Annotated in this window: 22 protein-coding genes; 21 read left to right on the top strand and 1 reads right to left on the bottom strand. The window is 51.2% G+C overall.

What is annotated here, in order from left to right; all coding sequences use genetic code 11:
* Positions 1 to 62: 62 nt before the first annotated feature.
* From PHH49_02695 to PHH49_02630, 14 genes are all read left to right on the top strand, one after another.
* The gene (locus PHH49_02695) at positions 63 to 641 is read left to right on the top strand and encodes a Spy/CpxP family protein refolding chaperone (GenBank protein MDD5487857.1); all 579 of its coding nucleotides are present in this window, start codon (positions 63 to 65) and stop codon (positions 639 to 641) included.
* Between the two features lie 415 nt (positions 642 to 1,056).
* Positions 1,057 to 1,323 (top strand): hypothetical protein, encoded by a 267-nt coding sequence (locus PHH49_02690; protein MDD5487856.1) that lies wholly within the window; start codon positions 1,057 to 1,059, stop codon positions 1,321 to 1,323.
* A gap of 164 nt (positions 1,324 to 1,487) precedes the next feature.
* The gene (locus PHH49_02685) at positions 1,488 to 2,168 is read left to right on the top strand and encodes a peroxiredoxin (GenBank protein ID MDD5487855.1); all 681 of its coding nucleotides are present in this window, start codon (positions 1,488 to 1,490) and stop codon (positions 2,166 to 2,168) included.
* A gap of 195 nt (positions 2,169 to 2,363) precedes the next feature.
* A complete protein-coding gene (locus PHH49_02680) occupies positions 2,364 to 2,906 on the top strand; it encodes a TIGR03546 family protein (GenBank protein ID MDD5487854.1) in 543 nt (180 codons plus the stop codon).
* A complete protein-coding gene (locus PHH49_02675; protein MDD5487853.1) occupies positions 2,903 to 4,267 on the top strand; it encodes an AsmA family protein in 1,365 nt (454 codons plus the stop codon). Before PHH49_02680 ends, PHH49_02675 begins: the two co-directional genes overlap by 4 nt.
* 25 nt (positions 4,268 to 4,292) lie before the next feature.
* A complete protein-coding gene (locus PHH49_02670; GenBank protein ID MDD5487852.1) occupies positions 4,293 to 5,045 on the top strand; it encodes a response regulator in 753 nt (250 codons plus the stop codon).
* A 19-nt stretch (positions 5,046 to 5,064) separates the two neighbouring features.
* Entirely contained in the window at positions 5,065 to 5,820 is a 756-nt protein-coding gene (locus PHH49_02665; GenBank protein ID MDD5487851.1) for a response regulator, read from the top strand.
* A 56-nt stretch (positions 5,821 to 5,876) separates the two neighbouring features.
* Entirely contained in the window at positions 5,877 to 8,339 is a 2,463-nt protein-coding gene (locus PHH49_02660) for a PAS domain S-box protein (GenBank protein MDD5487850.1), read from the top strand.
* A 1-nt stretch (position 8,340) separates the two neighbouring features.
* Positions 8,341 to 8,709, top strand: a complete 369-nt coding sequence (locus tag PHH49_02655) for a response regulator (GenBank protein MDD5487849.1) — start codon at positions 8,341 to 8,343, stop codon at positions 8,707 to 8,709.
* Positions 8,710 to 8,728: 19 nt separating this feature from the next.
* A complete protein-coding gene (locus PHH49_02650; GenBank protein MDD5487848.1) occupies positions 8,729 to 10,003 on the top strand; it encodes an NAD(P)/FAD-dependent oxidoreductase in 1,275 nt (424 codons plus the stop codon).
* Positions 9,996 to 10,772: an ATP-binding cassette domain-containing protein gene (locus PHH49_02645; protein MDD5487847.1), complete on the top strand. Its 777-nt coding sequence runs from the start codon at positions 9,996 to 9,998 to the stop codon at positions 10,770 to 10,772. The genes PHH49_02650 and PHH49_02645 overlap by 8 nt, the downstream gene beginning before the upstream one ends.
* 70 nt (positions 10,773 to 10,842) lie before the next feature.
* Positions 10,843 to 12,135: a translocation/assembly module TamB domain-containing protein gene (locus tag PHH49_02640; protein ID MDD5487846.1), complete on the top strand. Its 1,293-nt coding sequence runs from the start codon at positions 10,843 to 10,845 to the stop codon at positions 12,133 to 12,135.
* A gap of 58 nt (positions 12,136 to 12,193) precedes the next feature.
* A complete protein-coding gene (locus PHH49_02635; GenBank protein ID MDD5487845.1) occupies positions 12,194 to 12,466 on the top strand; it encodes a TMEM165/GDT1 family protein in 273 nt (90 codons plus the stop codon).
* Positions 12,467 to 12,506: 40 nt separating this feature from the next.
* Positions 12,507 to 13,109 (top strand): YkgJ family cysteine cluster protein, encoded by a 603-nt coding sequence (locus tag PHH49_02630; protein MDD5487844.1) that lies wholly within the window; start codon positions 12,507 to 12,509, stop codon positions 13,107 to 13,109.
* Positions 13,110 to 13,145: 36 nt separating this feature from the next.
* Here PHH49_02630 and PHH49_02625 read toward each other — a convergent pair whose 3' ends face one another.
* Positions 13,146 to 15,080, bottom strand: coding sequence for a DEAD/DEAH box helicase (locus tag PHH49_02625; GenBank protein MDD5487843.1), 1,935 nt, complete (start codon positions 15,078 to 15,080; stop codon positions 13,146 to 13,148).
* A 152-nt stretch (positions 15,081 to 15,232) separates the two neighbouring features.
* On the opposite strand from PHH49_02625, the gene nikR reads away from it, so the two are divergent.
* The 7 genes from nikR to PHH49_02590 all read left to right on the top strand — a co-directional run bounded on the left by nikR (position 15,233) and on the right by PHH49_02590 (position 23,169).
* Positions 15,233 to 15,652, top strand: coding sequence for a nickel-responsive transcriptional regulator NikR (nikR, locus tag PHH49_02620; GenBank protein ID MDD5487842.1), 420 nt, complete (start codon positions 15,233 to 15,235; stop codon positions 15,650 to 15,652).
* 28 nt (positions 15,653 to 15,680) lie between these two features.
* Positions 15,681 to 17,054 (top strand): carbohydrate porin, encoded by a 1,374-nt coding sequence (locus tag PHH49_02615; protein ID MDD5487841.1) that lies wholly within the window; start codon positions 15,681 to 15,683, stop codon positions 17,052 to 17,054.
* Between the two features lie 33 nt (positions 17,055 to 17,087).
* Positions 17,088 to 18,011 (top strand): energy-coupling factor ABC transporter permease, encoded by a 924-nt coding sequence (locus PHH49_02610; protein ID MDD5487840.1) that lies wholly within the window; start codon positions 17,088 to 17,090, stop codon positions 18,009 to 18,011.
* A 31-nt stretch (positions 18,012 to 18,042) separates the two neighbouring features.
* On the top strand, positions 18,043 to 18,648 hold the full coding sequence (locus PHH49_02605) for a hypothetical protein (protein MDD5487839.1): 606 nt from the start codon (positions 18,043 to 18,045) through the stop codon (positions 18,646 to 18,648).
* A gap of 242 nt (positions 18,649 to 18,890) precedes the next feature.
* Positions 18,891 to 19,817, top strand: a complete 927-nt coding sequence (locus tag PHH49_02600) for a PTS sugar transporter subunit IIA (protein ID MDD5487838.1) — start codon at positions 18,891 to 18,893, stop codon at positions 19,815 to 19,817.
* A gap of 19 nt (positions 19,818 to 19,836) precedes the next feature.
* Positions 19,837 to 21,132, top strand: a complete 1,296-nt coding sequence (locus PHH49_02595) for an ArsB/NhaD family transporter (GenBank protein ID MDD5487837.1) — start codon at positions 19,837 to 19,839, stop codon at positions 21,130 to 21,132.
* A 162-nt stretch (positions 21,133 to 21,294) separates the two neighbouring features.
* On the top strand, positions 21,295 to 23,169 hold the full coding sequence (locus PHH49_02590; protein MDD5487836.1) for a tetratricopeptide repeat protein: 1,875 nt from the start codon (positions 21,295 to 21,297) through the stop codon (positions 23,167 to 23,169).
* The last annotated feature ends 60 nt before the right edge of the window (positions 23,170 to 23,229 follow it).

Raw genomic sequence — 23,229 nt, 5'->3', positions numbered from 1 at the left:
GCCGTTATTTTATATGAAGGCGCCGAAGAGAAGTTATAAGTAGGAAAGAATAGGAGGCTATCATGAATAGAACAAGGATATATGCCATGGCAACAAGTATAGTAGTTCTTCTGGCCGCGTTCACTTTGGCGGCGGGTCCGTCCGCGGCAGATGGTGGGGCGCCCCCCGAATATCGGGAACAGGCGGAAGCTCGGATACAACAGGTCATGGATGAGCTGGGGATAACGCCGGAACAACACGAAGAAATAAAAAAACTGCGTGAAGCGGATAGGGAAAGGAACGAGGATCTCAGGGAAAGTATGAAGGCGAAAAGGGAGGCGCTCAAGGAGGAACTGGATAAACCAGCTCCGGATGAAGGCAGGCTCAAGGCGATCATTGACGAGATGTCGTCTGTTTTTAAGGCCCAGGCCGAAATGAAGGTCAACGGCATACTGAGCATGAAAAAGATACTTACGCCCGAACAGGACCAGAAGCTCAGGGAGAAGATGGAAAAGGACATGGCCGAACGCAAACGAATGTGGAAAGAAAGAATGAAAGGACATGGGCCCGGACACGGTATGGGTCCCGGACATGGCATGGGACCTGGGATGGAAGAAGGCATGGGTCCGGCATTTGAGGATCCCCCTGAAAATGGCGAGTAATATTCAAGACGCGACAATATCGAAAATGGACCGCGACGGAACATGTCGCGGTCTTTTTTTGTCTCTCGTGAAATGAGAGTATCAAGGGGATCGATCCAGCGCCGCGCAGGTCGCATTATGACCTGTGGGAACAGGAAGAGGTATTGCGATATGGGGCGGAGTATCGTATAATAACATTAGCGGTGATTTAAGAAGGTTACTTGCTCCGCTATATAAATGTGCTAAAGCGCCGAGATGTGGTATCAAGAGACCCGCGCTTTCAGCGCGGGTTTTTTTATTTGTGTGTACATGTGCTCTGGCGGGATGATTTGGGGTGTATTGCAGCCGCCGTAACAAGGTGCTAAAAAGCCGGGGGATTTCATGGTATTACGAGCTGATATGCCAGGGGTCCTTTCTCGGCGGAAAAGGAGAGAAAATGGTAGAGGGAAGAAGAGGGAAGGGATCAGTAGCATGCCGCGAATGCGGGGAAGAACGCGGCAAACATAATGGCCGTAAGGTCTCGTGCCTGTGTTCGGGGGTCTTGTGCGGGCGTTGTGGAAAGGGCAGGGCGCACAAACCGGATCCTTGCAAGTGGGATATTCGGAATGGCGGGACTGTGCACGTGCCATGGTCCACTGAAAGATATCCGATATGTGATGATCGCAGGGAGAAGGACACCTATATCCCGGATTATTGTATATGAGCGGAGGATGTCCGGGTGTATAATATCCCATAGTAGTGAAAGACGGATAGACCTGTGTGTAGATTAACGGGAGGTGGGTTATGAGACGTTTTTTTATGGGCACGGCAGTTCTTGTTCTGATAGCCGGTCTGGCTGTAACAGGTGTTAACGCGGGTGAAGAATGCGTGGAAGAAGAGGTGCGTATACCCTTGATAGGAGAAATGGCCCCGGCTTTTACCGCGAAGACCACGCAGGGGGTCATAAATTTCCCGGAGGATTATAAGGGCAGCTGGGTCATCCTTTTCAGCCATCCGGCTGATTTTACCCCGGTCTGCACTACGGAATTCATGACCTTCGCTTCCATGGAAAAAGAGTTCAATGCTCTTAACTGCAAGCTCATAGGACTTTCCATAGACAGCATATACAGCCATATAGCCTGGCTCAGGACCATACAGGACAGGATAGAATACAAAGGAATGAAAAATGTCGCTGTCATGTTCCCTCTCATAGAGGACATAAAAATGAACGTTGCCAAAAAGTACGGTATGGTGCAGCCTACGGCCAGCGATACCCAGGCGGTGAGGGCGGTCTTTTTCATCGATCCGGATTCAAAGATAAGGGCTTTGTTGTATTATCCCCTATCGAACGGCAGGAATTTCCAGGAGATCAAGCGGTTGCTTATCGCGCTCCAGACCACGGATGAGTTCAAGGTCGCGACTCCGGCGGATTGGACTCCCGGGGATGATGTCATAGTTCCCCCTCCGGGAAGCTGCGGAACCGCCAAGGACAGGGTCGATAACGCCGATAAGGAAGGAATTAAGTGCCTGGACTGGTTCATGTGTTTTAAGCCCATGCCGAAGAAATAAGAGTAGGTCCCTGAATTCCGAACAAGCCCCACCACGCGATAGGGTGGGGCTTGTTCGTTCTTAAATAGCACATATTATCCCTTTTTTTGCCTGACAAACTTGGACGTTGTTTCCCCCAGCTGTGTGTATTATAATAAAAATAATATCCGTGTCCGGGGATGATGAATTACGCGTTATCAATGAGAGGAGGGTCAAATGATCCCGATAATTTCACTCCCTTCCAGGATCATAAAACTTCTGGAAGCCAATGTGGCCCCGTCGGAAGTGGCCGCGGGCATCTGCCTGGGTTTATTCATGGGCTTTACGCCACTTAATGGACCCATGGCGATACTTCTTTTCATATGTTTTCTTGTTTTCAAGGTGAACAGGCTTTCCGCCATGTTATCCCTGCCTTTTTTCAAATTGCTCTATGTACTGGGTTTGAGCGGCCTGGCCGATATGGTGGGAGGGCTGCTGCTCATAGATATACAGCCGCTTACTTTTTTCTGGAAAGTGGTCACGGGCCTGCCGGTCATAGCGTACTTGGGGCTCAACAATACCCTGATAACGGGCGGACTTGTAGTATCCGCCATACTGGCTGTGCCGTTATATTTCGCTTCCGTAAAAGGGGTAGTGGTCATACGTGAGAAATACGCGGACAAGATAAAGGGGTCGAAGATAGCCGCTTTTATGAAAAAGATACCTCTGATCGGGAAAATATCTTCCCTTATCGCGAAAATGAAGGGCGGTGCGGCATGAACATAAAATTCATCAACCTTAAAGGTATTGTGGTGTTCGTGGGCATATTACTTGGTGTGCAGCTTGTATCCGGCCTCGTGCTTACGCCTATGTTAAGTTCCGTTATCGTGGATAAGCTCAACAGTGCCAGCGGGTCGAAAATAACCGTGGAGAAGGTGAATGTCTGGCCCGTTACGCTCTCTATGTCGTTGAAAGGCCTCAAGGTTTTTGACCCGGAAGGGAAAGAAAGGATGGTAGCTATACAAAAAGCCTCGGCCAGGATAAGCTTTGTCGGGCTTCTTTCCAAGCGGATCGTGATCTCAAGCGTCAATGTGAACGGAGCGGAGCTCGACCTTAAAAAACAATCGGACGGGAGTTTTAATGTAGAAAAAATAGCCCCTAAAGAGGCGGCAGGCAAAGGAAAAGGCATATCCTTGCCCGGTGGACTTGGCGCGAAAAAGGACTGGTTCTCCAGCATATACCAGATAATAAGCTCCCGGAGCTCCAGGGAGGGTGTGGAAAAGGCCAGGGAAGAAAAAAAGAAAGCGGGGAAAATAACCCGAGAAGTGAAAGAGCTTCCGAGGGGAAGGATAGTGTATTTTAAAACGATAAGAAGCGGGTACCTTTTTGAGATACGGAAGATGTCCATAAACGGGCTTATAGTGAAAGCGGAAGCGGCGCCCGGACGGACCGTTGATATAGTGGACGCGCATGTCAGGATGAACGGCATAGCGGTCGATCCGGATAGGGGAGCTAAAGTGGACAGCGTAAGCATGGGTGGACGCGTTATGGACGCAGGAAAAGACGCCGGCCGCTTCACGGTCAGTTATGAACAGGGTTTCAGGGGAAATGATCTTGTGAGCAGGGCCGATATCGTAGCTAAGAACATAAACATGCCTTCTCTGGGTTTTATTTACAGCGATTCTTTGCCTGTTGAAGTTCGCAAGGGTCAACTGGACATGGATTCACGGACCATTATAACCAATGACGCGATAGATTCGGTGAACAGGCTTGTGCTCAGGGGCCAGGATCTCGAGCCGAAATCGGGAAGCAGTGTTTCGGTGGGGTTCGCTCCTATGCCCGTATTATGCGAAGCGCTTGATCGTGTGGACCCGCTTGAGATAAAGATCAACATAGGGGGGACGGTAACAGACCCTAAATTCAGCGGCCTTGAGGATACGCTTAAAAAAGTAGCCGAGCCATATATCGCCGATATCGCGAACAACCTTAAAGAACAGGGAATGAAAGCCCTTACCGGACTTATAAGGAAAGACACCCCGGAGGAAGGAGCCCAGGCGGGAGGGGCCCCGGGGGAGAGGGAGGATGTCACGCAGGCGGTGAACTCGTTGAAGGCGCTTTTCGGTGGAAGCGACAAGCAATAAGGATGTCCGGAAGGGGGACGGGAAAATGGGTTTCAGGAAAAAGATATTGGTGGTGGACGATGAGCCGGACCTGCAGGAGATCATGCGCGTAAGATTGCAGTCAGCCGGATATGAAGTGGTCATGAGTTCTGACGGGCAGGCAGGCCTTAATATGATGAGGTCGGAGCGTCCAGACCTTGTGATCCTTGACATAATGATGCCTGGGATGGACGGGTATGAGTTCTTCAAGAAGGCCCGGACCGATCCGAGGGTGAGCGACATCCCCATAATCATGCTCACCGCCAGGAGCGGCATGAAAAGTTGTTTTGAGGCCCTTAACGCGGAAGGGTTTTTCTCAAAACCGGTAGATTTCAACCGGCTGTCAGACAAGATAAAACATGAACTTCAGGACAGGGCCGTTATCCTTTCCAGTGACGATACCGTAGAGGAGAGTGTCAGAAAAGCGTTCTTGTCATCGGGATATACATGTGAGACGGCCAAGAGCGAGGAAGATCTTTTTGAACGGGCGAAAAAGGAAAAGTTCAAGGTGCTGGCTGTACATCTCGCGGATATCTCGATCTCACCGTCTGAATTCGCGGAAAGGATAAAGACCTTAAAGTGCGCCAAGCCGTTCGTTGTTGTTTATTCCGACCAATCCGTGAAAGGTGTTGAGGATAACGATATGGTGAAGATAGACACTTTACGTATAAAATGGAAGAAGAACGGATTACCGAATTTCTATGACAGAAGACTTGCGGGCCAGGAGTTCGCGCAGGCGGCCAGGTCCTGGTTGAGATGAGGGAGAAGAAGGACGTTTTATGAAAAAGAAGAAAAAGAAGATACTTGTGGTAGAGGACGAGGCCGTGAGCCTCCTCGGGATACAGGCGGGGCTGGAGGGCGCCGGACATGAGGTGATAAAGGCGGTCGACGGGAATGAGGGGCTGGAAAAACTGAAAAAGGAAAAGCCTGACCTTGTTTTGCTGGATATCGTTATGCCTGTTATGGACGGATATGAGTTCTTCAAAGAGGCCCGGGTCGATCCGGTCGTCAGGAACATACCTATAATACTCGTTACGGCCAGGAGCGGCATGAAGAGCACTTTTGACGCCCTTGAAGCGGACGGGTTCATGGTAAAACCCCTGGATACCAGAGAGCTGCTGGAAAATGTTGATACCGTTACCGCTGACAGGGTTCTTATCCTTACCGATGACGACGCTGTGCTCGAAAGGGTATCAACGGGGTTCTTGAAGGCCGGATACCGTGTATGCCGGGCCCAGGATGAGCGTGAATTTTTCGAGAAGGGCAGGAAAGAACGTTTTTCCTGCCTGGCGTTGCATCTGGCGTGCGTAAATGGCGTCCCGGCGGAAACGCTTGTAAAGATAGATGGTTTCAAGAACAATACACCGTTCGTGGTGCTTTATTCCGATCCTTCGGCCCGGGGGACGGAAGACAATGATACGCTGAAGATAGACGCGTTAAGGATATTGTGGAAGAAAAGCGGCGTGAACAATTTTTATGACCCACGTGTCGCCGGGAACTCTTTCGTTGAAAGCCTGGAGAGTTGGGGAATATGACATGCGGGGTGGAGAACCCCATGTCATATAGGTCAGCGGGTCCCGGGAGGAGGAGAATGAGTATCAGGCCAGTAGTGGAGAAGGTATTGACCAGGGGCCGGCTTGTGTGGGTGACGGTCGTAATAGTCCTTCTTTTCCTGTCAGCCGGCACCTTCTTCGCCGTGCAGGCAGGCAGGTACGCCAGGGATATGATCATAGAGGAAAGTTATTTGAGCGTGCTTTCCCTTTCACATTTCATGGAACACAGTATAGGGAATTCCGGGATCATAGGCAAGATACTGTCAGGATCACCTTTTATTAGCGCCGCGCTTATCGAGAAGAACGCGGAGAACATAGATAAGGCTGATCTTACCCTGGATAGATACGCGCCGGAAGGCAGTAATACGGTAGCTTATATCATGGACGCAAATGGTACCGTAATAGCGTCTTCCAACAGGCATGATAACGACAGTTTCGTTGGCGAGAATTACGCTTTCCGGCCTTATTTTAAAACGGCAATAAGTGGAGAACCGGGTTATTATTTCGGTAAAGGTGTTACTTCCGGTAAAAGGGGGTTTTACGCGTCGTTCCCTGTCCGGGGGAGCTCCGGTATAGCCGGGGTCGCTGTGATCAAGAAAGAGCTGGTGGATGTGCAAGCGCACATCCGCAGGTACGAGGATTGTTTTTTTGTCCACAAAAGCGGTGTTATTTTCATATCCAGCGATCCGTTGCTGAGGTTCCATGCGCTATGGCGGCCCAGTGAACCTGCCCGGCAGGAACTCCTTTCGTCACAACAATTCGGCCCGGGCCCTTTCGAGCCCATTCTTGAGGAGAAGCCCGAAGGGAACACAATTGTCAGGTTCGCCGGCAAGACAAGGCTTCTCCTGGTACAGGAACTCATACCGGACGAGTGGTATGTATATTTCTTCGCCTCAGCTGAACGTGTATATGTATATAGATGGGTAGCGATAGCTGTCACGTTACTTCTTTGCTCGGTGATCGTCGGTTTCTCCTCGGTGATATACATGATGATGTCATCCGCTGAGCTGTTGCGGATCGAGCAGGGCAGGGCCTTCTCCCAAAAGGAAAGAGCGGAACTCCTGTTCAGGCTTGTGCCCAGCGGAGTGTTCACCGTGGATAACGACAGGGTCGTGACGAGCTGGAACAAGAAAGCGGAAGAGATCACCGGATATCCCGCCGAATACGTGTTGGGGAAGAAATGCACTTTTTTCACCAAGTCCCCGTGCCGTGAAATGTGCGGACTTTTCCTGGACAATATACAGAAGCCCATATCGGGTGAGATATGTACCATAATCACGAAGGAGGGAGAAGAAAGGACCGTTTCCAAGAACGTGGAACTGCTTAAAACGCATGATGGCACCGTGATCGGCGGGATCGAGAGTTTTGAGGATATTACGCAGGGCAAAAAGATGGAAGAGGACCTTAAAAAGAGCGAGAGCCGCCTGAGGTTCGTGTTCGATTCGATAAACGAAGGGATCTGGGATTATTCGCTGGTGTCAGGAGAGATGTACCTGAGCCCCACCTGGTTCAGGATGTTGGGGTACCAGCCCGATGAACTTCCCCGGGACTACGGGACATGGATGAAGCTTGTGCATCCAGAGGACGTTCCGGAAAAGGAAAAAGCCCTTAAAGATTTTATTGAAGGCAGGAGCGAGAGTTTCTCGGTGGAAATAAGAATGCGGGCCAAGAACGGGGAATGGAGATGGATGAGGTCGCGTGCGGAAGACATAGAGAAGGACGATAAGGGCCGCGTAGCCAGGATCATAGGGACGCATACTGATATAACAGACCGGAAAAAAGCGGAAGAAGAAAAGATAAAAGCCCTCAAGGTCAGATCGGACTTCATCTCCGTGGTGTCGCATGAACTCAGGACGCCTCTTGGGCCGATACGTGAAGGCGCGTCGATCCTGCTGGAAGGGCTTGTCGGGGATGTGAATGAGCAGCAAAAGGAGCTTCTTGAGATGATAACGAGGAACGCCGATCGGCTTACGAGGCTTATAAACGATGTGTTGGATTTCCAGAAGCTGGGATTGGATAAGGTTGAGATGGACCTTAGGCCCAATAACATCAATGATTGTATATCCGAAACGGTGGAAAGCATGAGCCTTCTGTCGAATGAAAAAGGCCTTAAGCTCGGGGTGGAACTCGATGGGGGTTTGCCTGAGATCAAGTTCGACAAGGATAAGATCACGCAGGTACTAACGAATCTCATAAACAACGCCATAAAATTCACGGAAGAAGGCGGGGTGAAGGTCAGGTCCGGGATCATGGACAACGCCGTGCATGTGCGGGTGGAAGACACGGGCCTGGGAATAAGGCCTGAAGACATACCTAAACTGTTCCAGAGTTTCCATCAATTGAAAGGTCCGAACGAACGTAAGCCGGGAGGTACGGGTCTTGGCCTGGTGATATGCCGGGAAATAATAAAAAGACACGGGGGTAAGATATGGGCGGAATCGGAACCTGGGAAGGGATCCGTATTCCATTTCCTGCTGCCTATCGAGAAGGAGAGAGGATGATATGCCGAAAAAAGTATTGATAATAGACGATGAAAAAGATGTGTCGATCACCTTACTTTACCGGCTCAAGGCCAAGGGATATCATGTTTTCGCGGCGGAGACGGGCGCGGAAGGTATTGAAAAAGCGTCCGCGGAGAAACCCGATATGATAATACTGGATTTTCGCCTTCCGGATATGAAGGCATCCGAGGTAGCCGATACTATAAGGTCCATGCAAGGCATGGCTGGTGTTCCCGTGATATTGATAACCGCAAGCGTGGAAGATATGGAGGAAAAATCCAAAGAGTGCGGTGCGGTAGGATATTTGGGTAAACCAATAGATACCATGGAGCTTTGTTCCAGGATCGAGTCCATCCTTGGTGGCACCTGATGTGGGGACGAGGCGCTGTATGAATATTGAAAAATATGATGTGGTCGTTATAGGCGCGGGGCCCGCGGGCATGATGGCGGCTATTCGTTCCGGTAAGAGCGGCCTGCGTACTTTGCTGGTGGAAAAGAACGCCCTTCCCGGAAGAAAACTTATCCTTACCGGTAACGGCAGGTGTAACTACACCAATTCCGCCAAAAAAGAGGATTTTCTGGGGAGATACGGCCCCAATGGGGATTTCCTCAGGGATGCCTTCAAGGTGTTCTTCAGGGAAGAGCTTGTCGGGTTCCTCGAGGAGAATGGGATAGGGTCAGTCGAGGAGGAGAACGGCAGGATATTCCCGCTCGGGAAGAAGGCCGGGGATGTGTTGTCGGCGCTTACGCGGGCGGTAGAGGGCGCGGGGGTCGAATGCAGGTTCTCTTCCCGGGTTGACGGGATAAAGCTGAGGGACGGCGCCGTTAACGCCGTTACTTTTGCCGGGGACAGGATCCTCGGGTGTGGCGCGGTGGTGGTCGCGACAGGCGGCGTATCGTATCCAGGAACAGGTTCTACCGGGGACGGGCTACGGATCGCCGGGAAAAGTGGACATGGGATCGTTACTCCACGACCGGGGCTTGTCCCGGTCATATCGGGAGAGACCGGCATCGCCGGGCTTGAGGGGATCAGTCTATACGGCATACGCGTGAAAGGCCCCATATCGTTCTCAAAGTATAAACTTCCGGGGACGGGGGATGTGATGTTCACGCGTAGCGGGCTCTCGGGCCCTCTTATCCTGGCATTGAGTGGACAGATATCGGAAACCGTCGAGAAAAAGGGTGAACTTATTCTCGAGATGGATCTGGAACCCGCGCTGAACGGTAAACAGATAGAAGACAGGATCATGATGGGGATAAAAGGGTCAGGGGCCCGAAGCGTCAAGAACCTTTTAAGGACGTGGTATCCTGAAAGGCTTGTCTTGTATATCATGGATAAAGCGCGCATTGATGCCGACAGACGGTCGGCGCAAATGACGAAGGAAGAGAGAGCGGGACTTATCAGGAACATAAAGAGTATGCGTGTACGGATAACGGGGACGGCCCCGGTCAAGGAGGCGATGGTCACTAGAGGTGGTGTATCCCTCAAGGACATAGATCCGAGGACGATGGGATCGAGAAGGGTAAAAGGCCTGTATTTCGCTGGCGAAGTCATGGATATAGATGGGGATACGGGAGGGTTCAATCTACAGGCGGCGTTCTCGACCGGGTACCTGGCTGGGGAAAGCGCGTCTAAAAGATCTAGGGGAGAACGGGATGTGTGATAACGTGATCGTGAGGTTCAAAGATGTCTGTCTGGACCGCGGAGGGAGGAGGATATTCAGCGGCGTGAACTGGACCATGAAAAAAGGAGAGAACTGGTTCATGATGGGGAATAACGGCAGCGGTAAAACCTCTTTCATCGAGCTTATCATGGGATATCTGTGGCCGGGAAAAGGCACTATTAGTGTTTTCGGCGAACGGTTCGGACGGACATATATACCGGATATAAGGAAGAGAATAGGATATGTTTCTCCATGGGTATCGGTCCGGATGGACCGAAGGGTGCGTGTCAACGACGTTATCGCGTCCGGGACAAACGCTTCCGTTGGTTTCTTCGGCAAAATAAATAAAGGTCTTTTATCCGACATAGAAGACCTCCTGTCGTTCTTCGGCATGCGGGGATATGGCGATAAAAAGTTCAGCGAATTATCCTCAGGGGAACAATTGAAGGTCATGCTGGCAAGGGCGCTGGTGAACCGTCCCGCGCTTCTTATCCTGGACGAGCCGTTCTCCCTTCTCGACATAGGCGCCAGGGCGGAGATGTACGACCACATAACGACGCTTCTGGGAGCCGGGAGAGATATGGGCATATTGCTTATTACACATCATCTGGAGGATATACTTCCCGTTTTTTCTCACGGACTTTTCCTTAAGGACGGGGATATAGCCGTCCAGGGAAAGCGTGGCGATGTGCTGACCGAGAAAGCGCTTTTTTCGGTCTTTGGTGTAAAAAGCAGTCTTTACCCCGCAGCGGAAGGACCGTGTCGCTAAAAGAGGCGGTCAACCATCCCGAGTTTATTTTCTATATTTTTTCCGTGAAAAACGTATAATATCGGATATCATGCATACTTTTACTGGGAGTACAAGGTTCTGGGCGGTCCTTTGCGGACTGGTGATAGCGGGCTGCGTTGCCGGTGCCGCCGTTCTGTATCATGTCATATTCACGCAAAAAGGCGCCGAGAAAGTGCTCGGATACACAGTTGCCACATACGATGATATGATGATGGGGGTATCGTATGGTGAAGTTACGGGTAGCCTGGCCGAAGGTATTACGGTAAAGGATATACATGTCGGGAACATAAAATTACTGCCCGAAGGCTCTGAGGTCAATATCGGTTCCGCGCTGATATCCTTTAGTCCCGGGAAGGAAGAATGGTTAAGCTGCATGGTGAATAAAGGCAAGGTGTCCATACCGAGGTCCGATCCGGTAACGTTCTTTGGCAAGATCACCACGGGCGAGCTGGACATTGACGTGTATTGTAACGCCCTGAACATAACCACGACGAGCGGGGTAAAGGACCTGAAATGGCTATCGAAGATAAATGCCGACATGAGGGATATAGACATTAAGGTGAAAGGAGCTCCGGAGACCCCGGAAATAAAAGGTAAGCTCAAGCTGAAGAACCTGTTGCGTAACGGGATCATTGTCAGGGGTTGTGATATAACGATCGATATGGCCATAGAGGCCGGGACGGACCCCGTAAAACTTAAAGGCAGCGCCTTGTTCGAGAACGGCGAAGTGGTCAGTCCCAGGACCATTCTTAAGCTGCGTAGGAGCATTTTACGTTTTTATGGTGCGCCTGAACTGACGGGGCTCGACATAAGCGCGTCGGCCGAGGTGGAAGATGTTAAGATAGATATAGGTATCGCCGGTAGCGTCAGCGCGCCTGAGGTCAAGCTGGCATCTACTCCGCGAATGGAAGAGGAGCGGATACTATTGATGCTGGCGACCGGCAGAAGATGGGATAGCCTGGAAGGCTCTGTCGCGAATAAAAAGATGGGTCCGGATGTCGCGAAGGACCTTGTCGAATACCTGTTCGTGGACCCTTCCGGAGATGGTTTCCTGGAGGAGATGGGGATCACCAGGGTGGATATAAAATTTGACGAGAATACCAGTGGCCTTAGCGTGAAGAAAAAAATGACAGACAAGACGGCGTTGATAACCGGGTATGAGAAGCGGGAAAAGGCGGGGATCCCGGCAGGGGACAGGTATGCCGTAGGCGCCGAATATAAATTGCAGGAAAACCTCAGCATTGAAGGGGTAAAAAAGATAGATCCGGCAGACCCCGGCCAGGGCGCCGGGAAGGCCCCGGATGAAGATGAGGTGATGGTAAAATATAGAACTAAGTTCTAGGGGATGTGTCGAGAGAGGACACTCGTGGGTCATAGTAATATTCGACGGAAAGGAAAACATGGACATGAAACTGTTCTTTACGGCGTTCTCCGCGGTGTTCTTTGCCGAGCTCGCGGACAAGACGCAATTAGTGGGTATAGTTATGGCGTCAAAGAGCGGCAGGCCGCTGACGGTATGGATGGGGTCGGTCGCGGCGTATATTATCATCACGGCGGTGTCGGTGGTCTTAGGGGCCATACTATCGAAATATATGAGGCCGGAGATCGTCAAATACGCGGCGGGCGCTATATTCATTATCATGGGCGTTCTCATGGTGGCAGGAAAGATATAAAGCGGCGTGTAGCACAAGGTCTTACAGGCGGTGGTGGGGGATGGGTGGGGAGAACCTAAGATATACGTTGCGGGAAGAGATCTTTTCCGATGAACTTATGGCGCTTTACGCGGAAATGGACTCTAAAATAGCGGAATTCAGGCGGGCCACTGGGATCGAGTGCCCATCCGGGTGTGGTAAATGTTGTGAGAACCCCCGTCTTGAGGCGACAGTGCTCGAGTTCCTGCCCCTCGCGATTCGTATCTGCGACAAAAAAGAGGACGACATGTGGCTGGATGTCCTGTCCAGGGCGTCGGGAGGACCATGCGCGTTCTATGTCCCGGATACGCTCATGCCGGGGAACGGGAAATGCGGGATATATGAGTATCGAGGATATATATGCCGGCTTTTCGGTCTCTTTGTCAGGCCTACCAAGGCTGCCAGCCCGGAGATAGTGGCCTGCGCCGTGTTGAAAAGATCCATGCCGGAACTTATGGAAAAAGCCAGGGAAATGGTGGCATCCGGGCATGACGCCCCTGTAGCGTCGCATTTCTCCATGAGGTTCCTGGCGATAGATAACCTTCTGAGCACGCGTCTTCTGCCCGTGAACGCCGCGATAAAAGAGGCCATAGAACGGGTAAAGTGCAGCAGGTCCTATCTGTGATAAAAGTATGCGCCGGCATGATCCGGTCCCATCGGGTCACAATTCTTTCAACTGGTTCTCCGCGTCGACGATATCCCTGTTTATCAGGCCTATAACGCTCCGGAATTTTTGCTTTGTCGCCGGGGACGCGGGGGTGTCGAGAAGTTCCCGTAATACCTGTACGGCCATGCGGAAGTAGCGTATGATCTCGCCTTCATCCGCGTCTGTAAGACGCAGGAGGTCGTTGAACTCACATCCCGACATCCAGGCCTCCACACAGTTCGCCGTGTGGTAATTGTAGTCCTTGCTGGGTTCCTGCAGGCCGAATTTTTTTTCGTTCCTGTGGATGTTCTTCATTATGTTGTCGGTCATGCCCTGCAGGGAGCGTGTGTGTTTGTTAAGTTTCGGCAATGTGGAGTTCTTGCGGGGTTCATACACGAGGGCGGAACATATTATACCGATATCCTTGACCCCCATGTCGTTCATCATGCCGGAATGGTAAAGTTCCGTAAGTCCGAGCTCGTACCCGTATAATCTGGAAGCGAACGCGCCTTTATCGGTAAGCCCCCCCCTGGCGATATAGCCCATATGTTCCAGGAGGTCTACCCTGGCGCGCATGGTACTTACCGCCCTCTCACGATATTTGATCTTTTCCTGGAAAGAGTGGAAAGAGCGCTCATATATATCGTACAGTGAATCGCCGTAGTTCGTGTAGAGGTTAAGGATGGTGGCATATGAAGCGTTGAAACGGCTGCGGACCCTTTCCGGTTCACCGAGGATGATGCGTTTCAGCTCGTCCGGTTTGAGGCGGTTGAGGTTCACGCGGCTGTATACAAAGCCTTCGGTATCTATGCCCCGTCTTCCCGCGCGTCCGGCCATCTGGTAGAAATCCCGTGTTTTAAGGTTCGCGTGGAACCTTCCGTAGAATTTCCTGAGTTCATCGAAAACGACGGTCCTGGCGGGCATATTTATGCCAAGCGCGAACGTTTCCGTGGTAAAGATCACTTTTATCAGGCGGCTGGTGAAAAGCCGTTCGATCACCTCTTTCAACGTGGGGAGCATCCCGGCGTGATGGAACGCTATGCCGCGTTCCACAAGGGGCAACATCTCTTCCGCGCTGTTCTCTCCCGTAAGCGAGAATTTTTCACAGAGGTCCCGGTAAAGGCGCGATATCTTTTCTTTTTCTTCGGCGGAGAGGAAGTCGAAACCGGCAAGTTCCCCGGCCAGGAACTCGGACCTTTTGCGGCCAAAGACGAAATATATGCATGGTAATTTCCGGGTTTCCTCAAGATGGCGGACGAGGGTATCCAACCGGTTGGGCCTGAAGTCCTTTAGCGAGTGTTTTGGCATGCCATGGCGTCGATACCCATGACGCCTTACGTGAGGGGGGGACAAATGGCGTAATTTGTTCATGTCGTCGAACACTTTCCCGTCGCATTGATAGAAAAAGTGGAGAGGCACGGGCCTTTTTTCCTCCTTGACCACCTTGAGGTCCTTGCCGTGTATCGAACTTATCCATCGCGCGAATTCGTCGATATTAGGTATGGTGGCCGAAAGCCCGAGCATGTTCATGTGGGAGGGAAGGAATATCAGGCATTCCTCCCACACCGTTCCGCGCTCAAAATTATCCAGATAGTGGATCTCATCAAATATGACCCAGGAGTAATCCTTTAATTCGTCCGCATTGGTAAGTATCTTGTTCCTGAAGATCTCCGTTGTCATGATGAGCACGGGGGCGTAAGGGTTCAAACTGACATCCCCGGTCAATATACCGGTCTTGTCCGCGTGATGGGCCTGGAAGTCGCGGAATTTCTGGTTGGACAGCGCTTTTATCGGGGCCGTATAGATGACCTTACCGCCTCTCTCGAGGCTGTCATTTATCACATGCTCGGCTATTACGGTCTTTCCGGCCCCTGTCGGGGCGGAGACCAGCACAGAGTGGCCGTTATTTATGTGGTTTATCGCTTCTATCTGGAACGGGTCATATTTCATAGGTCAATTATCCCATAAAACCGGTCAATAGGCAAAACGCTTTCATATTGATATGCGGGAACATGTCATGCGTAACACGCCCGAAAGGATCAAATCTTGACAGGCCGTGGGATTCGTGTTACTTTTTTAAAAAAAGTGCCAACGGAGGTGTTATGGGAAAAGTCGTAAGGTTCGGTGTGTCCCTCGAAAAAGAACTCCTTTCGAAATTCGACGCGGTCCTGAAAAAAGAGAAATACCCCACGAGGTCCGAGGCTATAAGGGACCTTGTGAGGGACAAGCTTGTAAAAAAAGAATGGGGAGATGTGCGAGGTGACGTGGCCGGGACCATAACGCTTGTGTATGACCACCACAAAAGAGAACTGTTGAACACGCTTACTGACCTGCAGCATGATCACCATGGCATAATAATCTCCGCCCAGCATGTGCATCTCGACCATAACAACTGCCTGGAGATAATAATCGTAAAAGGTCGTTACAGTGAGATAGACGAATTGGCCAGTTGCCTTAAGTCCGCCAAGGGGGTAAAGTTCGGGCATCTTTCCCTGGCGACCACGGGGAAGAATATTTCATAAACGCGGCCCGAAGAAAGGATATACAGGGATGGGGAAACTATTTAACTCTGTTGCGGTCATGCTGGTATTCTCTCTGGTGTGCGCCGGAGAATCTTTGGCGGCAGATGTCGATCTGGCTACGCAGGTAGCGGAACTGAAGGAACTGGTGCTTTCGCAGCAAAAGACCATTGAGGACCAGTCCCGGCGTATCGGGGAGCTTGAAAAATGTTATAAAGGCTCGTGCGCCAGGCTGGACGAGTACGATAAGGAGTTCGAGAACATAAAGAACATGGAACGTGATATTTCCGGCAGGCTTAAAGGCCAGATGGACAGGCTTACCGGGTTAGGGGAAAGCGGCCTTGATATAGGAGGAGGTATAACGGTGGTAGGCCAGGGGACGCCGAACGCCAACAATGCCGACACGACAAATGGCAGGTCTTCCAGGTTCGACGGTTCATATTCCGCGGATATTGAGATAGCCAAGCAATTCGATGACGGACTGGCCTTTGTCCATATGGAGGCGGGCCAGGGAGATACCATAGAAGGGGAACTGGACGTTTTCAGCAACGTTAACAGGGATGCCGGGGATACCTCGGCCCATTTTGATCTGACGGAAGCCTGGTATGAACACTATTTCTTCGATGGGCAATATATCCTGACCGGAGGCAAACTGGACGCTACCGCGTATATGGACACGAACGAGTTCGCGAACGACGAGACCACACAGTACCTTGGCGGTATATTCCGCAACTCACCGACGATAGAATTTCCTGATGATAACTCTTTTGGCGTGAGGGTCAACGCGGCGCCGTCATGCCTGGAGTGGATGGAGCTGGGCATAGTTTACGCGGACGCCGATGGCGACTGGGAGAATATCTTTGATGAAGGGTTCATAGGTACGCAGCTATCGGTAAGTACGGATAAATTGCTGGGCCATGATCCGAACGAATGGAAGGGCAATATAAGAGCATTTTTCTGGTATAACGCAAAATCACATGCTAGAATAAAGGACCCGTCGGAGTTTAGGCGTGGGAACGCAGGGTTCGGGCTCAATTTCGACCAGAGGATAGCGGAAATATACGGTGTTTTCGGAAGGTTCGGATGGGCTGACCCCAAAGTAAGCGTTCTTGAGTTCGACTGGTCGCTTGGCGCTAACATGGCCGGTAAGTACTGGAATAGAGTGGATGATATCGTTGCTGTTGCCGTCGGGCAGGTGATACCCGGGGAAGAATATGGTGACGCCGGGAATCCTGACGCCAGCGAGACGCACCTGGAGGCGTATTACGCGTATAAGATAAACGACCACATAACGCTGTCGCCGGATATACAGCTTATATGGAACCCCGGCGGAGTGGATAGTGCCGCCGAAGGCGATGACGATGTCATATTTGTTTACGGAGTAAGAGGGCAGGTAGACTTTTAGTGCTATAAGACAGGTCCAAGGAGGAGGGTTGAAATGCATATTCCAAATTCCATGCTGAATGGGGCCATATGTCCCGTTACCGCCGCGATAAGTACCGCTAGCGTCATAATGGCGGGTGTAGCCGCCGCCATATCCAAAGTAAAGATATCCGCGGCCAGGTTCGGGGCCATAACGGCCTTTATTTTCGCCGCGCAAATGATGAATTTCCCTGTGCAGAACGGGACCTCCGGACATTTTCTCGGGGCGGCGCTGGCCGTGGCCTTGCTTGGCCTGCCGTTCGGGCTGCTTTCGATGGCCCTTGTAGTGAGCATACAGTGTATCGTATTCTCCGACGGGGGTTTTTCCGTGCTGGGGGCTAATATTCTGAATATGGCCGTTATAGGCGCCGGTATCGGGGGGATACTGCATAACCTTCTTGCCCGTAAGACCTCTGACGGGTCGTCGGGATACCTTATCGGGCTCGGGTTCATAGCATGGGTCTCCATAATGTCGGCGGCGTTGGCTTGCAGTCTCGAGCTGGCCATATCCGGGACCGTAGAGATCGGGAAGGTATTACCTTCCATGCTGGGAGTGCATGCTGTCATAGGGGTAGGAGAGGGATTGATAACCATCGCGGCTTACGCGGCTTTCAGCGGGAAAGTAGCCGTAGTAACGGACAGACGTTCCGCTGTGGCCCCACTCGCGGTGGCGGGAATAACAGCCGCTATTTTAAGCCCTTTCGCGAGCGGATATCCTGATGGGCTAGAATGGGTGGCGGAGAAGTACAGGTTCCTGCATGACGCGGCTCCTTCTTTTGTAAGCCCGATGCCGGATTATTCCATACCGGCGATAAGCGGGGAGGCGCTGTCGACAGGTCTTTCAGGGTTGGCCGGAGTGGTAATAACGTTCGTAACGGCCATGGTCGTGATCGGGATCGTACGTGCCGGTAAAACGGCCCTCATAAAGCAGGTTCGTTGACAGATTTTTCGGGCCGGGGAAGAGGTGAGCCATGAATAGGATAGCACATGAGCTGAAACAACATATGCCGTTCACGTTCTTCGGGGCGCTTACGGGTATTATATGCATGGAACTTACGATGGGTATGTCCCATGACCTGGCTCACCGACTTTTCTATGTTTTTCACCCCCTTCACGTGGTGCTAAGCGCGCTTGTCACCGCTTCAATGTACAAACTTTACATCCTGCAGAACGGCAAAAAGCTGAATGTCCTGAAATTCATACTCATAGGATATGTCGGGTCGGTAGGCATTGCTACCTTAAGCGATTCACTTATACCTTATCTGGGAGAGACCATGCTGGGCCTGCAATACAGGGCGCCCCACATAGGGTTCATCGAGGAATGGTGGCTGGTCAACCCGGCCGCTTTTGTTGGTATAGCTCTGGCATACATTTATCCTCACACGAAATTCCCGCATGCCGCCCACGTGCTTCTCAGCACATGGGCGTCGCTTTTCCATATATTGATGGCTATGGGCGGGGAATACAGTTCATATGTGTACCTGGGAATTTTCTTTTTCCTGTTCCTGTCGGTATGGCTGCCGTGTTGTGTGAGCGATATCGTTTTTCCCCTGCTTTTTGTTAAAGAGCGGGAGTGAAGCCCGTCGCGTCTTGTCCCGGGATATCATGGCATCCAGCCTGGAAGTCGGCCTGTTCGTTGTTTCAAAGTGATATTTGAATATTTGACGATTTTGAGTTAAAATACCAGATATCAAGTAAGTCTTTCTATAACAACCTTCCTTTTTTAAAAACACTTGTAAAAAAGAACAAACTGTCCGGATCAGTGTATCCCGGTGCGTGAACAGGATGATCACGTATAGCGTAGACAAGAAGGTGAAAGATGGTCGATCTCAAAAAAATACTGAAGAAAGAACTGATAATAGAGGAAAGCGCCGCGCTCCCCAAAGACGTGGTAATAAGGAAACTTCTCGACAGGATATATGAGGTGTCCCCCGGCAGCGCGCGTAAAGTGGGGAAAGAGGACGCGTATAGGGCTATTGTCGAGAGGGAAAGGATGCAGACCACGGGGATAGGCAACGGGTTGGCGTTCCCCCATGCCCGCGTGGCAGGATGGGGGGAGCCCTCCATGGCCATGGCTGTTTTTAACAACGGCATGGATTTCGCCAGCCTGGACGGCCAACCTGTGCGTTTTGTTTTTCTTCTGTTATCCTCCTCCGCAGAACCGTATATAGTGCTCCAGGTCATGGCGGCTATAATAAGGGCCGTGAAGAACGCCGAGGAAGCCGGGCACGTTCGCCCTGGATCGCTGGATATGAACGAAGTCCTTGATATTTTCAGGGACTCACGGGTGAATTCCCCCAAAGAGATCCTGGCAAGGGACCTGTCGAGGCCCGCGATATGTACTATAGGGCTGGAGGACCAGATAGAGGAAGCCGCCCGGAAAATGCATTTGAACAAACTGGATATATTGCCCGTCCTGGACGATAAGGGAACGTTCCGTGGTGAAATATCATGTCTTGATATCTTTGAGTACGGCATGCCGGATTTCTTCAAGCAACTTAACACCATATCTTTCGTGAAACATATAGACCCTTTCGAGAAGTATTTTAAGATAAAGAAGGACCTCAGGGTAAAGGATATGTATGTCCGGGATACCGAGTCTATCGGGAAAGACGCTACGCTTTTGGAGGTAATATTCGAAATGACGGTGAAGAACAAATCTAAACTTTTCGTGCTCCAGGAGGACGGGACCCTGGAGGGGGTAATAGACAGGTTCTGTATCATAGATAAAATACTTTTCTTTTGAACCGAATGGCTGGTGGAAAATGAACGCGTTATTATCCGTAGTGATATTTGTCATGGCGTATTGCCTGTTCGCCATGGAAAAACTGAACAAGATGGTGGTCGCCATTACAGGCGCCGCGCTTGTCGTTATGTTGCACCTTGTTTCGTTCGAGGAGGCTATCGCGTCCGTCGATTTCAACGTGATATTCCTCCTGGTCGGCATGATGACGAGCGTCTATATATTGTCCAAGACCGGGTTCTTCGAGTGGATAGCCATAAGCATCGCCAAGGTATCGAAAGGTGATCCCTGGGTGATAACGTTCCTTCTCCTGTCCGCTACGGCCGTGCTTTCAGCATTATTGGACAATGTGACCACCATAATACTTCTCGCGCCCGTAACCATACTTATTATGCAGCTCATGGAGATATCTCCGGCCCCGGTGATAATGCTTGAGGCCATGGTATCCAATATCGGGGGGACCGCTACCCTTATAGGGGACCCTCCGAATATCATAGTCGGGTCCAAGGCAGGGCTGTCCTTCAACAGTTTCCTCCTGAATCTGGGCCCGGTGGTCGTCGTAATATTCATTGCTTTCGTCGCGACGGCTTTTTTCCTGTTCAGAAAAGACCTGGCAGTAGCCGATGAGATCAAAGAACGCTTGGCCAGGGCAGTGCCCTCCCTGGCCATAGTTGACAAGCCTAATATGATCAAGGCCCTGGCCGTAATGGGGCTGATATTTGTCGGGTTTTTCCTCCATAACGCGATAAACACGGAACCGGGCATAATAGCGCTCGGCGGAAGTATGCTCATGCTTATAGTGACCCGGTTCAAGCCGGAAGAAACATTCGTGAAAATAGAATGGGGTGTTATCTTTTTCTTTATCGGTATGTTCATGATGATATCGGCTCTAGAGGTCAATGGGGTCATCGCGTTCATAGGTTCCGCTATACTGAAAGCGGCCGGGCATAATTTCTTCATGCTATGCATGATAATACTGTGGGGATCGGCCATTTTCTCGGCCATACTCGATAATATACCGTTCGTGATAACCATGATACCCTTGATAAAACATTTTTCAGGGTACTTCACCACCGCCGCTGGCAGTGGTATGAGCGAGGCCTCTTTCCAGCCCATATGGTGGGCGCTTGTGCTGGGCGCCTGTCTCGGTGGCAACGGCACGCTTATCGGGGCTTCCGCCAATATCGTAATGGCTAAGATAGGTGAGAGGAATAAGTGCCCTGTCACTTTCGGGACTTTCTTCAAGTACGGATCAATGTTCATGCTACAGTCCATGGTCATATGCACGTTCTATCTTTGGCTCCGGTATTTCCATTAATATCCTCCCGCGACCGCTTTGGGTGACGATGTGGCGGATCTGTTAAAAATAACGTTCTTATAAATGACTTACCGGCCGAGAGCTGGTATATTCATACTATGGGGATGATGGTCGCGACTCGCGTTAGTATTTCGGACATAACGATAGGGGTTAAGAGTGGGCGTGGGGCGGATATTAACTAACAAATACGCGGTACTTGCGCTTATGCTGGTCCTGGGCGCGATCATATACTTTCCCTCCATGCAGGGCGGGTTCGTGTGGGACGACGGTCCCCTCATAGTGGATAACAGTTTCATAAAGGACATATCACATGTCCCCGATATTTTCAGCCGGGATTGGGGCGGGGGAGCCGGCCTGCAGTATGGGTTCTACCGTCCGCTCACCATCATGACGTATATGTTCAATCACATGGTGTTCGGCCCGGACGCTTTCTGGTACCACGCGCTGAACGTTCTCATGCACGTAGCCGTATCTTACGCTTTGTTCCTAATGGTAATGATGCTTTCAGGGGCCCGGCCCGTGGCTTTTTTCGCCGCTATCATGTTCCTGGTCCATCCCGCCCAGGTGGATGCCGTGGCGTATGTTTCGGGAAGGGCGGATATGCTGGCCGGTCTTTTTATTATAATGGCCATGGGGGCTTACATAAAGTGCGCCTGCAGCGAGAAGGGGAGCTTTTTTTTCGGGGTTTCACTTCTTTGTTTTGTCATGGCCCTTTTTTTCAAGGAGAACAGCATAGTGCTTCCGGCGATGATAGCGGGGTATCACTGGGCGTATCGGAAGAAAGCGGACGTTGCCAGGATACTATCTATCCTGTTGGTGGACACGGCGTATATCGCGCTGCGTTTTTCGGTCATGGGGAACATCCTGGGGCATGAGAAATTAACGGCGAGTTCCATGCTGGAAAGGGTGCCCGGGGCTTTTGCCGCGATAGCCGGGTATTTCAGGATATTTATCGTCCCGGCCGGGCTCCACGCGGATTATGGGGCCCGCTTGTTCTCGATGAACGAGCCAGTTGTCCTGGCGGGCGTTCTTATCGCGGTGGCGCTCATGGTCCTGGCGATAAAGAGGAGGGGACAAAGTCCGATCACGTCTTTTTCCATATGCTGGTTCTTTGTTCTTTTGCTCCCGGTAGCGAACCTGTATCCGGTGGCTTTTTACATGGCCGAGCACTATATGTATATGCCGTTCATCGGCATTTTTATCATGATACCCGGATGGCTGTTCTCCGCGCGAGGGGATAGAAGGGCGGCATGCATCGCCCTTACCATGGTGGTGTTCTTCTGGACGGCTTTATCGTTCAAACAGAACGGGTATTGGAAAGACCCGATAGCGTTTTACCAAAGGACCCTGGAATACACGCCGGATAGCGCGCGCATGCATTATAACCTTGGGCTGGCATACAGGAATATCGGTGAGTTGGACAGGGCTGAGGAAGCCTACTCGCGGGCCATAGAGCTTGACCCGGAAGGCCGCGACGCGTATTACAACCTGGCCATAATATACGCGGAGAAAGGAAAGAAAAAAGAATCGGTGGAGTTGTACAAGAAGGTCATCGGGATAGACCCGGGTTTTATGATGGCGTATAATAACCTGGCCATAGAGCTCGCTTATCTCAATGAAAGGATCCAGGCGGAGAAAGTGCTGAAGCATGCCATGAAAATGGATCCGGAGTTCATAGAGACATATAATAACCTGGGCACACTTTACCTGAATACGGGGCGCTCGGGAGAAGCGGAGTTCCTGTATAAGAAAGCCATTAAGCTGGAGCCGGGATACGCCAAGGCGTACAATAATCTCGGGACCATATATAAGGACCGCGGCAGGCTTGATGACGCCATAGCCGAGTTCAGGAAAGCCGTTATGTATGATACCGGATACGCCAAAGCGTATCTTAACCTATCCATATTGTATTACCTGAAAGGGCAGTATTATGTGGCGGTGGAGTACCGGGATCTTGCCGCGAAATATGGACAGGAGATACCGCCGCTATACGACGAAAGACTTAAGCCCTACATGAAAATGTCCGGATACAAGTGATCCTTTCCGGGGACGATCCGCGAACTGACTTTTTCCGGCCTTACAGATCATTTTCTCTCT

It is taken from the genome of Candidatus Omnitrophota bacterium, assembly GCA_028715965.1.
Classification (GTDB): Bacteria; Omnitrophota; Gorgyraeia; order Tantalellales; family Tantalellaceae; genus JAQUQS01.
The sequence above is the reverse complement of the archived record's forward strand: the minus strand, read 5'-3'. Positions and strand labels throughout refer to the sequence as shown.

Excerpts from the sequence above, each read along its gene's own strand:
- PHH49_02695 (MDD5487857.1), top strand. The coding sequence starts at position 63 with ATGAATAGAACAAGGATATATGCCATGGCAACAAGTATAGTAGTTCTT.
- PHH49_02690 (MDD5487856.1), top strand. The coding sequence starts at position 1,057 with ATGGTAGAGGGAAGAAGAGGGAAGGGATCAGTAGCATGCCGCGAATGC.
- PHH49_02680 (MDD5487854.1), top strand. The coding sequence starts at position 2,364 with ATGATCCCGATAATTTCACTCCCTTCCAGGATCATAAAACTTCTGGAA.
- PHH49_02675 (MDD5487853.1), top strand. The coding sequence starts at position 2,903 with ATGAACATAAAATTCATCAACCTTAAAGGTATTGTGGTGTTCGTGGGC.
- PHH49_02670 (MDD5487852.1), top strand. The coding sequence starts at position 4,293 with ATGGGTTTCAGGAAAAAGATATTGGTGGTGGACGATGAGCCGGACCTG.
- PHH49_02665 (MDD5487851.1), top strand. The coding sequence starts at position 5,065 with ATGAAAAAGAAGAAAAAGAAGATACTTGTGGTAGAGGACGAGGCCGTG.
- PHH49_02660 (MDD5487850.1), top strand. The coding sequence starts at position 5,877 with ATGAGTATCAGGCCAGTAGTGGAGAAGGTATTGACCAGGGGCCGGCTT.
- PHH49_02655 (MDD5487849.1), top strand. The coding sequence starts at position 8,341 with ATGCCGAAAAAAGTATTGATAATAGACGATGAAAAAGATGTGTCGATC.
- PHH49_02650 (MDD5487848.1), top strand. The coding sequence starts at position 8,729 with ATGAATATTGAAAAATATGATGTGGTCGTTATAGGCGCGGGGCCCGCG.
- PHH49_02645 (MDD5487847.1), top strand. The coding sequence starts at position 9,996 with ATGTGTGATAACGTGATCGTGAGGTTCAAAGATGTCTGTCTGGACCGC.
- PHH49_02640 (MDD5487846.1), top strand. The coding sequence starts at position 10,843 with ATGCATACTTTTACTGGGAGTACAAGGTTCTGGGCGGTCCTTTGCGGA.
- PHH49_02635 (MDD5487845.1), top strand. The coding sequence starts at position 12,194 with ATGGACATGAAACTGTTCTTTACGGCGTTCTCCGCGGTGTTCTTTGCC.
- PHH49_02630 (MDD5487844.1), top strand. The coding sequence starts at position 12,507 with ATGGGTGGGGAGAACCTAAGATATACGTTGCGGGAAGAGATCTTTTCC.
- PHH49_02625 (MDD5487843.1), bottom strand. The coding sequence starts at position 15,080 with ATGAAATATGACCCGTTCCAGATAGAAGCGATAAACCACATAAATAAC.
- nikR (MDD5487842.1), top strand. The coding sequence starts at position 15,233 with ATGGGAAAAGTCGTAAGGTTCGGTGTGTCCCTCGAAAAAGAACTCCTT.
- PHH49_02615 (MDD5487841.1), top strand. The coding sequence starts at position 15,681 with ATGGGGAAACTATTTAACTCTGTTGCGGTCATGCTGGTATTCTCTCTG.
- PHH49_02610 (MDD5487840.1), top strand. The coding sequence starts at position 17,088 with ATGCATATTCCAAATTCCATGCTGAATGGGGCCATATGTCCCGTTACC.
- PHH49_02605 (MDD5487839.1), top strand. The coding sequence starts at position 18,043 with ATGAATAGGATAGCACATGAGCTGAAACAACATATGCCGTTCACGTTC.
- PHH49_02600 (MDD5487838.1), top strand. The coding sequence starts at position 18,891 with ATGGTCGATCTCAAAAAAATACTGAAGAAAGAACTGATAATAGAGGAA.
- PHH49_02595 (MDD5487837.1), top strand. The coding sequence starts at position 19,837 with ATGAACGCGTTATTATCCGTAGTGATATTTGTCATGGCGTATTGCCTG.